Below are 9,584 nucleotides of genomic sequence, written 5' to 3'. Positions count from 1 at the left end.
ATCAGCTCTGAGCGAATCCTGGCAGGGAGTATCTCCGGCTGATTCTGCAGCCCGTCCCTGGCCCCCATCTCAACCAGCGTCACCCTGTCTGGCAGTCGCTGTGAATTGGCTGTGTCGCTGGACATCCCTTTGCTCCATGATTTTATTGTTTTTCTGGCTTATTCGACGAACGTCAGTAATGGCGAACCAGCGGCAACCTGGTCTCCTGTCGTATACAGTATCCGCTCAACGGTTCCGGACTCTTTGGCGGTGATGCAGTGCTCCATCTTCATGGCTTCCATCATCAGCAGAGGGGTTCCCTGCGCCACAGACTGGCCCTCGCTTACCATCACGCAGGTGATGGAGCCACTCATGGGGGCAAGCGGTACATTGTCCTGATCCTCTTCCTGTTCCATGGGATGGCCGGGAAGTGCAACTTCATGGCTGATATCCGGAAGAATGACTTGCAATAATTCCCCTGGCCGGGGAATTATGCGGCAAATAATTGGCTGTAATTTGTCTGCGTCTGTCGTGTCAAAACTGATGCTCATTGATGCACCGCATGTTTGGTGGTTGACATTGGCGGTTATCGTCAGTGATTTCTCTGAGATACGCAGTTCATAACGGTTCGATTGTTTATCGACCCTGACCAGCCAGTGCTGTTCATCCAGATAAAACTGAAACAGGGATTCTGTTCTGAAGGTGGAGTTATATGAGGTTGGCAGTAACTCATCCGCTCTGGCACTGCCACATTCAAACTGATAGATAGCTGCAACCGCTAACAGCAGGTCTCTTTGCTCCAGGGATAAAGCGGGAAACGGGTGATGATCAATAAAGTCAGTACTGAGTTCGGCATCAATAAATTCCCGGGTTGTCAAAAGGTGGGTCAGGAAGTCCCGGTTATCGCAGATCCCGGCCTGATAATACTGGGCCAGCGCCGTCTGAAGTTGCGCTATTGCGGCGTGCCGACTGGAGCCTCTGGCAATTATTTTTGCCATCATGGGGTCATACCAGGCGGTGATGCTGTCACCGGCCTGAATGCCGGTATCAATACGCAGGTTGCCGTGGGTTTCTGGCCATTCCAGGGCCAGAATGCGTCCGGAGGTGGGCAGGAAATCCAGCCTTGGGTTTTCTGCATACAACCGGGCTTCAATGGCATGACCATGGCAGTGTAATGACGCCTGATCTAGTGGCAGAGGCTCGCCGGATGCCACGGTTAACTGCCACTCCACCAGATCCAGATCGGTGACCATTTCCGTTACCGGATGCTCCACCTGGAGGCGGGTATTCATCTCCATAAAGTAGAACCGGTCACCATCAAGCAGAAATTCCACGGTGCCCGCCCCCTGATAACCGATGGCTTTTCCGGCGGCGACCGCGGCATTACCCATGGCTTCGTGCAGTTCGGGAGCGAGGCCGGGGGCAGGCGCTTCTTCAATCACTTTTTGATGTCGGCGTTGCAGGGAGCAGTCCCGGTCAAACAGAAAAACACCGTTTCCCTGTTGATCAAAGAAGATCTGAACTTCAACATGCCGCGCTTTTGTGACAAAGCGTTCAAGCAGCAGTTGATCATTGCCAAAGGCTTTTTCTGCTTCACGTCTTGCCGATTCCAGCTGCTGTTCCAGGTGCTCTGAACGATCAACAACACGCATCCCTTTACCGCCACCACCAAAAGCCGCCTTGATCAGCAGGGGATATCCAATGCGTTCGGCTTCAACCATCAGCTGCTGGTTACTCTGATTTTCACCGTGATAACCGGGAACAAGGGGGACTCCGGCCTCTGCCATGATTTTCTTGGCTTCACTTTTCGATCCCATGGCATCGATGGCCGACGCGGGAGGGCCGACAAAAATGATGCCTTTTTGCTGGCAGGCTGCGGCAAAGCCAGCATTCTCTGACAGGAAGCCATAGCCCGGGTGAATGGCATCCACCTTTTCCTGTTCTGCTATGGATAATATCTTCTCAATATCCAGGTAGCTCTCAAGAGCAGGGCTTTGCCCAACATAGACTGCTTTAGTGGCCATTGTCGTATGGAGTGCCCGATGGTCGGCGTCGGAATAGAGGGCAATGGTTTCCACACCCATGGCATGGGCTGTTTTTATAATACGGCAGGCGATCTCCCCACGGTTGGCAATCAGCAGGCGTTTAATCATGGTGTTGCTCCTCTGCTGATGGCTTTTCATCTGCTGATGGCTCTCTCCAGCCCGGAGCCCGCTTTTCCAGAAAGGCGCTTAACCCTTCCTGACCTTCCGGTGAAATACGGATGCTGGCGATTCGTTCGCAGGTGAGGTTCATCAGGTTTTCATCGATCGGCTGATGACTGATGTCATTAATTAGTCGTTTGGTCTCAGTCATGGCAACGGGGGCGTTCTGAAGGATTTGGTCACAAAGCGCTTTGACTGTGGACGACAACTCCTGCTCTTTACACCGTTGATGAATCAGGTTCAGGCGCAGTGCCTGTTTGGCTGAGATGGTTTCTGCACTGAGAAAATAGCGTCTTGCCTGACGTACCCCCATGGCTCGAATAACGTAGGGACTGATAACCGCAGGAATAAGCCCAAGCTTGACTTCACTCAGGCAGAACGTTGCGGATTGACTGGCGATGGCAATATCACAGGCGCTGATCAATCCCAGGGCACCACCAAATGCTGCACCCTGGATCACTGCCATGGTTGGGGCAGGGAACTGGTCAAGCCGTTGGATCAATCTGGCCAGTTGCCGTGCATCCTGATGATTTTCTTCTTTGCCCAGTGCTCTGGACTGCTTCATCCAGTTAAGGTCCGCACCGGTACAGAAATGTTTACCATTGGCCTTGAGTATCAGCAGGCGGGTGGGTGTTTGTTCAATCAGATCAAACGCCTGGTGCATTTCTGCAATCAGCGCTCCATTCAGGGCGTTACCGGTTTCAGGCCGGTTGAGGCAGAGGGAAACGATCTTACCGGATTGTTCACTGAGTGTTTCTATATCGAGTATCAGGTTTTTGTTCATTATGATGAGTACTCTTTTGACTTACATCCTGAATATGCCAAAGCGGGTGTCTTCAATGGGGGCATTCATCGCCGCAGAAAGACCGAGGCCGAGAACTGTGCGGGTATCCGCCGGATCAATCACACCGTCATCCCAGAGTCGTGCGCTGGCATAGTAAGGGTTGCCCTGGTGATCGTAGTTCTCAAGAATGGGCTGGCGAATGGCCCGGGCTTCCTCATCACTTAGTGCCTGGCCCTGCTTTTCCATGGCGTCACGTTTCACCTGAACCAGAACATCGGCTGCCTGTTCTGCGCCCATCACGGAAATACGTGCGTTGGGCCAGCTCCAGAGAAAGCGGGGATCGTAGGCTCTTCCGCACATGCCATAATTCCCGGCACCAAAACTGCCGCCGATAATTACCGTGAATTTGGGGACTCTGGCGCAGGCAACAGCATTGACCATTTTCGCCCCATGGCGGGCAATGCCTCCGGACTCTGCCTGGGACCCCACCATATAACCGGTGGTGTTTTGCAGAAATACCAGTGGAATTTTGCGCTGACAGCAAAGCTCGATAAAGTGCGCACCTTTCTGGGCGGATTCGGAAAAGAGAATGCCGTTGTTGGCAAGAATCCCCACCGGGTGCCCATGAATACGGGCAAAGCCACACACCAGCGTTTCACCAAACAGTGCCTTGAATTCATCAAAATCGGAGCCATCAACAATGCGGGCAATGACCTCCCGGACGTCATAGGGTTGTCTCAAATCCGACGGGACAACTCCGTAGAGCTCTTTGATGTCATACAGTGGTTCAATGCCGGGTTGGAGTTCATAAGGCGCTTTCTTAACGGAGTTCAGCCGGGATACTGATTGTCGGATCAGGCTGATGGCGTGTGCATCATCATTGGCGTAATGGTCGGCGACGCCGGATTGACGACAGTGAACGTCTGCACCACCCAGAGCCTCTGCGGTAATCTCTTCACCGGTGGCGGCTTTCACCAGGGGAGGGCCGGCCAGGAAAATGGTGCCCTGACGGCGGACAATAATGCTTTCATCCGCCATGGCAGGGACATAAGCGCCGCCGGCAGTACAGGAACCCATCACCGCGGCAATCTGTGGAATCCCCTTGGCCGACATATTGGCCTGATTAAAGAAAATCCGGCCAAAGTGTTCACGGTCAGGAAATACTTCATCCTGTCTGGGCAGGTTGGCACCACCGGAATCCACCAGGTAGATACAGGGAAGTTGATTCTGCTCTGCGATGGCCTGGGCCCGTAAATGTTTTTTAACGGTGAGTGGAAAGTAGCTGCCGCCTTTGACAGTGGCATCGTTGGCGACAATCATGCATTCGCGGCCTGAAACCTGGCCAATGCCGGCAACCACGCCTGCACAGGGTACCTCTTCGTTGTAGACCTTGTCGGCCGCAAACAGTCCGACCTCCATAAAAGGGGAGCCGGGGTCCAGCAACAGGGCAATTCTGTCCCTGGGCAGCAGCTTCCCTTTGCCGATGTGTTTTTCCCGGGCCTTTTCCGAGCCTCCCTGTTTCAGGTGATCAGACTTCTGTTGCAGCTCATCAACCAGTGCCTGCATTTGACGACGGTTGTCATTAAATTCTGGACTGTCTATGGCTATTGTTGTGGTAAGTGTCACCATGACAAACTCCCCTCCACTTAATGGCCGGTTTCCTGAAACAGCTCACGGCCAATCAGCATACGACGGATTTCCGATGTGCCGGCACCGATCTCATACAGTTTGGCATCCCTCAGCAGGCGTCCGGTCGGGTAGTCATTGATATAGCCATTGCCGCCGAGTATCTGGATGGCATCCAGTGCCAGTGCGGTAGCGCTTTCGGCGCAGTAGAGAATAACGCCTGCCGCATCCTTACGGGTTGTCTCGCCACGGTCACAGGCCGCAGCGACAGTGTAGAGGTAAGCTTTGCAGGCATTCATCCGGGTGTACATGTCGGCAACCTTACCCTGAATCAGCTGAAATTCACCGATGGACTGGCCAAACTGTTTACGGTCGTGAATGTAGGGGAGAACCACATCCATGCAGGCTTGCATGATGCCGGCAGGGCCTCCGGAAAGAACCACCCGCTCGTAGTCCAACCCACTCATCAGCACTTCAACACCGCCATTCAGGTTGCCCAGCACGTTCTGTGCAGGCACTTCACAGTCCTCAAAGACCAGTTCGCAGGTGTTTGAGCCCCGCATGCCCAGTTTGTCCAGCTTCTGGGCTCGGGAGAAGCCCGGGAAATCCCTTTCGACAATAAAGGCGGTTATGCCACGGGACTTTTTTTCCGGTTCTGTCTTGGCATAAATCACATAGGTGGAGGCATCAGGACCATTGGTGATCCACATTTTGTTGCCGTTCAGGATAAAACGGTCGCCTTTCTTTTCGGCCTTAAGCTGCATACTGACCACATCGGAACCGGCTCCCGGTTCACTCATGGCCAGTGCGCCGATGGCCTGGCCACTGAGCAAATCAGGCAGATATTGTTCTTTTTGAGCGTCGGTACCCATCCGGAAAATCTGGTTGACACAAAGGTTGGAGTGGGCTCCATAGCTAAGCCCGACAGACGCAGAAGCCCTGCTGATCTCTTCCATGGCGATGACATGGGCAAGATATCCCATGGCTGAGCCACCATACGGTTCAGATACGGTGATACCCAGCAAACCCATATCCCCCATTTTCTGCCAGAGATCCATGGGGAACCGGTTAGTCTGGTCGATCTCCATGGCCCTTGGGGCAATTTCTTTTGCCGCAAATTGCCTGACTTGCTCCCTGAGCATGTCATTGGTTTCTCCAAGGTTGAAATTCAGCTGTGAGTATTGGCTCATTGGGATTCCTCACTTTTTTATTGTTATTGCGGTATGAGTTTTATTGAACGGAGAGATTGTTTAACTCCCGTTTTCCAGCAGGGCTTTAAGACAGCGCTTTCTGGCTTCTGCAAGTTCATCCTTCATTATCTGGATATCTTTGAGTTGTTGTTCGAGACGGGCACTGGATGTGTCAATGGCATCAAGCATCGCCTGCAACTGCTTTTTGTTGCGGGAGCCAGGGTCATAAAGTGCTATCAGGTCTTTCGATTCGGCAAGGCTCAGGCCCAGACGCTTGCCCCGGACAATAAGCTTAAGATGAACGCGGTCCTTCTTGCTGTATACGCGCTGCTGACCGTTGCGCTTTGGGCTGAGTAGCCCCCGGTCTTCATAAAAGCGTATCGCCCTGGGCGTGAGGCCGAACTCCCGGGCGAGTTCTGAAATAGTGAACGTGCTCTCGGACATGGTTCTTTGCTCGTGATTGGCAGCGTGTCTGTGGTCACTGCTTTTCTTTTTATGGCTTGAGTATAAATTCCCTTTACGTAAACGTAAAGCTACCTGAAGGACTGTCGGCATGGAACTTTACCGGTTTAATGGCTATCTATATGCAGAATCATGAACCATTCGTCCCAATGGGGGACCCATGCAAGATAATCAGCCGTTCAGTGTATGGAGAGCCCGACTATGGCCTGTTCATGGCTATGAGTTGAAAAAAGTGATTCCCATGATCCTGATGTTTTATCTGGTGTTGTTTGTTTACACCATTCTCAGGGATACCAAAGATACACTGGTGATTACCGGCCATGGTTCGGGTGCCGAAATCATCCCGTTCCTGAAACTGTGGGTGAATGTTCCTTTTGCCATTCTTTTTACCCTGTCCTATGCCAGGCTCAGCAATGTGCTTCGCCGCAATGTGCTTTTCTACGTTATCATTTCAGGGTTTATTGTTTTTTTCTGTCTGTTTTCCCTGGTTTTGTACCCCTGTCGGGATGTCCTGCATGCGGATCAGCTGGCCGACTACCTGGAAACCGCTCTGCCTCCGGGCTTTAAAGGGTTTATCGCGGTTCTGCGTAACTGGACGTTTTCCCTTTTCTATGTGATGTCTGAGCTATGGGGAAGTGTTTGTCTCTCACTTCTGTTCTGGGGCTTTGCCAATCATATTACCCGGATATCAGAGTCAAAACGGTTTTATGCACTCTTTGGCATGATGGGAAACCTGGCCCTGCCAACCGCTGGCTTTTTTGTCTATTACGCCTCTCAGGTACGGGAAACCCTGCCTGAAGGCACTGATGCCTGGGGATACTCTCTCAATATCATGACCGGCGTCATCACCATTGCCGGTCTGTTGATTATGCTGGTGTACTGGTGGATTAACCGCTTTGTAGTCACTGACCCACAGCTTTATCAGGCAGATAATACTGCAGAATCAAGGCTGGAAAAGTTGAGCCTTTCCCTGAAAGAGAGCCTGCAGCTGATCCTTGGTTCACGATATTTGCTCTGCATCGCCATGCTGGTCATCTGTTATGGGATTTGTATCAATATGGTGGAGGTGACCTGGAAGAATCAGCTGCGAATGCAATACCCGGCACCCAATGAATACAATCAGTTTATGGGGCTGTTCTCTACCTGTACCGGTATTTTTACCATCTTCATGATGCTTTTCGTGACGAATAATGTCATTCGACGATTTGGCTGGACCGTGGCAGCGCTGTGTACACCGGTTGTACTGTTGAGCACGGGCTGTCTTTTTTTCAGTTTTGTCCTGCTGCGGGATAGTTTACCAAATAGCTGGTTTATCCCGGGAATTTCTCCCTTAATGATGACCGTTATTCTGGGAGCACTGCAAAATATACTCAGTAAATCCACCAAGTATTCGTTATTCGATCCCACCAAAGAGATGAGTTATATCCCTCTGGATCCTGAGCAGAAAGTAAAAGGCAAGGCCGCCGTAGACGTTATTGGCAATCCCCTGGGCAAGTCCACCGGCTCGGTGGTTCAGCAGGTTCTGCTGGTTATCTTTGGCTCGCTTTCCGCCATCACCCCTTATGTGGCGGTTATCGCTCTGGGCTTTTTTGTGATCTGGATAAGATCGGTTCAATCGTTAGGTCTGCGGTTCAGGTTGCTGGCAAGAAAACACCGTTAAATGGTCCGAATAACTCTGCAGGGATTTCCAACGGCAACACTATTGGCTGGAATATCCCGGTTCACCACGCTACCTGCACCGATTACAGAGTTGTCGCCAATCGTAACGCCCGGAAGAACAGACACATTGCCGCCTATCCAGACATTACTGCCAATGGTGATGGGTGATCCATACTCGGTTTTCTGGCGTTCAACCGGATCAACAGGGTGGGTTGCGGATGAGATCATAACGTGAGGCGCAATAAGGACATTGTCCCCAATGCTGACTTTACAGACGTCAATAATGGTCAGGTTGTGGTTGGCGTAGAAGTTACTGCCTATTTCAATATTGTAACCGTAATCACAAAAGAAATTTGGCTCCATATGGGCCGTATCTTTAAAAGATAACAGGTCTCTGAGAATGGCCATTCTGCCATCCAGATCGGTTGGATCAGCCCTGTTGAACTTGGCACACAGACTTTTGGCCCGCATGCGGTCAGCCAGTAACCCTGATTCCCAGGAATCGTAAGGCATACCTGCCAGCATTTTCTCTTTTTCAGACGTGTACGGCATAATCAGCCTGCGCTTGGTGGTAACTCAGTAGCCGGTTTTTTTTGCAATCTACTTCCGGTCAAGTTTGAAAACATGCTCTGTCATCACTTTTAACCCCTGGGCCTGTTTTCGTGGCGTGGGTTTGGTGTCCCGTGTTTCGATCAGGTCGATCTCGAAGTGTTCACCGTAGAGCTCTTTTACCCGATCTGGTGGGATACTGAAGGGTGGTGCTGCAGCAGCAATATCATCGTACTCAACCGTGATCAGCAGAATTTGCTCAATATCCGGTGCGATGCGCAGGAGTTGTTCTATGTAGGCTTCCTGTCTGGCGGGGGGGAGGGCAATCAGGGCTGCCCGGTCATAAACAAATCTGGCCGGAATACTCTCTTCTGACAGGGTAAAAAAATCCCCCCGGATCAGGGCTATTCGTTCGCTGGACCAGTACTCGTGTTCACCTGCTGTCTGCCTTGTGAAATCGAGGTTTTGCTCGGCAAAAAAAGCGCCCACTGCAATCTCGCTTAACTCGGAGCCGATAACAAAGTGGCCCTGCTTATGAAGCTCTATCATATCAAGGCTTTTGCCACACAGGGGAACGAACACCATATCCTTTGGCACTGCACGTATCTTAGGCCAGTGTTTTACCAGCATGGGGTTGGTCTGATCCAGATGGAAACCAATGTTATTGCTCTCCCAATGAGACTGCCAGTTAATATCGTCCATTGCTATTGATATCCCGTTATCATGGTAGGACACAGAATTGGATGCTTTGCAATTATTAACCATACCGGCTGCCAGTAGGAAGATAAATAGCTGAGTGTAGTTCATGATCAGCCTTGCTCTCTGAAGTCGTGCATACAAGGTAGCAGAATGCAACGGGTTCTGATCGAATGAACTCACGGAGCGGACAAATCAAAGTGGTTCAATGAAGCTGTCGTTTTGCCAAATGAGGACAGCAGGTAATCGCTATACAGTTCAAATAGCGAATTTTTCATGCACTACAGCATGGCAGATTTCTTCAAGTGCTTAACCTGGGTAAATAGTTACAAACGTTTGTGCAGCTCAGTTACCAAACCCGTCGTAAAGCATCGCCTAATCGGGCCGGGCCGCGCAGGCGTAGAGCGCTCCGCTTGAGTGTTTGTTCATTCCCTG

8 protein-coding genes are annotated in these 9,584 nt (G+C 51.4%); 1 reads left to right on the top strand and 7 read right to left on the bottom strand.

The genetic code is table 11. The features are described from left to right. Positions 1 to 158 precede the first annotated feature (158 nt). The 5 genes from KDK13_RS04490 to KDK13_RS04470 are packed head-to-tail and all read right to left on the bottom strand — an operon-like array spanning position 159 to position 6,338. On the bottom strand, positions 159 to 2,132 hold the full coding sequence (locus KDK13_RS04490) for a biotin carboxylase N-terminal domain-containing protein (RefSeq protein WP_257283737.1): 1,974 nt from the start codon (positions 2,130 to 2,132) through the stop codon (positions 159 to 161). Then, positions 2,125 to 2,967 (bottom strand): enoyl-CoA hydratase-related protein, encoded by an 843-nt coding sequence (locus KDK13_RS04485; RefSeq protein ID WP_257283736.1) that lies wholly within the window; start codon positions 2,965 to 2,967, stop codon positions 2,125 to 2,127. Before KDK13_RS04485 ends, KDK13_RS04490 begins: the two co-directional genes overlap by 8 nt. Positions 2,968 to 2,988: 21 nt before the next feature. Then, a complete protein-coding gene (locus tag KDK13_RS04480) occupies positions 2,989 to 4,596 on the bottom strand; it encodes a carboxyl transferase domain-containing protein (RefSeq protein WP_257283735.1) in 1,608 nt (535 codons plus the stop codon). Between the two features lie 17 nt (positions 4,597 to 4,613). Then, complete coding sequence (locus KDK13_RS04475; protein ID WP_257283734.1) at positions 4,614 to 5,783, bottom strand: isovaleryl-CoA dehydrogenase; 1,170 nt, start codon at positions 5,781 to 5,783, stop codon at positions 4,614 to 4,616. 60 nt (positions 5,784 to 5,843) lie between these two features. Next, complete coding sequence (locus KDK13_RS04470) at positions 5,844 to 6,338, bottom strand: MerR family DNA-binding transcriptional regulator (RefSeq protein ID WP_373692206.1); 495 nt, start codon at positions 6,336 to 6,338, stop codon at positions 5,844 to 5,846. Positions 6,339 to 6,405: 67 nt separating this feature from the next. Here KDK13_RS04470 and KDK13_RS04465 point away from each other — a divergent pair, with 67 nt between their 5' ends. Further along, a complete protein-coding gene (locus KDK13_RS04465; RefSeq protein ID WP_257283733.1) occupies positions 6,406 to 7,905 on the top strand; it encodes an NTP/NDP exchange transporter in 1,500 nt (499 codons plus the stop codon). On the opposite strand, the gene KDK13_RS04460 is transcribed toward KDK13_RS04465, so the two are convergent. After that, the gene (locus KDK13_RS04460; RefSeq protein WP_257283731.1) at positions 7,902 to 8,456 is read right to left on the bottom strand and encodes a sugar O-acetyltransferase; all 555 of its coding nucleotides are present in this window, start codon (positions 8,454 to 8,456) and stop codon (positions 7,902 to 7,904) included. The genes KDK13_RS04465 and KDK13_RS04460 overlap by 4 nt on opposite strands. A 48-nt stretch (positions 8,457 to 8,504) precedes the next feature. Beyond that, complete coding sequence (locus KDK13_RS04455) at positions 8,505 to 9,260, bottom strand: thiopurine S-methyltransferase (protein ID WP_257283729.1); 756 nt, start codon at positions 9,258 to 9,260, stop codon at positions 8,505 to 8,507. Positions 9,261 to 9,584: the final 324 nt, after the last annotated feature.

It is taken from the genome of Endozoicomonas sp. SESOKO1, assembly GCF_024606265.1.
Lineage (GTDB): Bacteria > Pseudomonadota > Gammaproteobacteria > Pseudomonadales > Endozoicomonadaceae > Endozoicomonas.
Note: the sequence above shows the minus strand (reverse complement) of the source record. Positions and strands in the feature narration are given on the sequence as shown.

Coding starts and splice junctions, on each gene's coding strand:
- KDK13_RS04460 (WP_257283731.1), bottom strand. CDS start 8,456: ATGCCGTACACGTCTGAAAAAGAGAAAATGCTGGCAGGTATGCCTTAC.
- KDK13_RS04480 (WP_257283735.1), bottom strand. CDS start 4,596: ATGGTGACACTTACCACAACAATAGCCATAGACAGTCCAGAATTTAAT.
- KDK13_RS04455 (WP_257283729.1), bottom strand. CDS start 9,260: ATGAACTACACTCAGCTATTTATCTTCCTACTGGCAGCCGGTATGGTT.
- KDK13_RS04465 (WP_257283733.1), top strand. CDS start 6,406: ATGCAAGATAATCAGCCGTTCAGTGTATGGAGAGCCCGACTATGGCCT.
- KDK13_RS04490 (WP_257283737.1), bottom strand. CDS start 2,132: ATGATTAAACGCCTGCTGATTGCCAACCGTGGGGAGATCGCCTGCCGT.
- KDK13_RS04485 (WP_257283736.1), bottom strand. CDS start 2,967: ATGAACAAAAACCTGATACTCGATATAGAAACACTCAGTGAACAATCC.
- KDK13_RS04470 (WP_373692206.1), bottom strand. CDS start 6,338: ATGCCGACAGTCCTTCAGGTAGCTTTACGTTTACGTAAAGGGAATTTA.
- KDK13_RS04475 (WP_257283734.1), bottom strand. CDS start 5,783: ATGAGCCAATACTCACAGCTGAATTTCAACCTTGGAGAAACCAATGAC.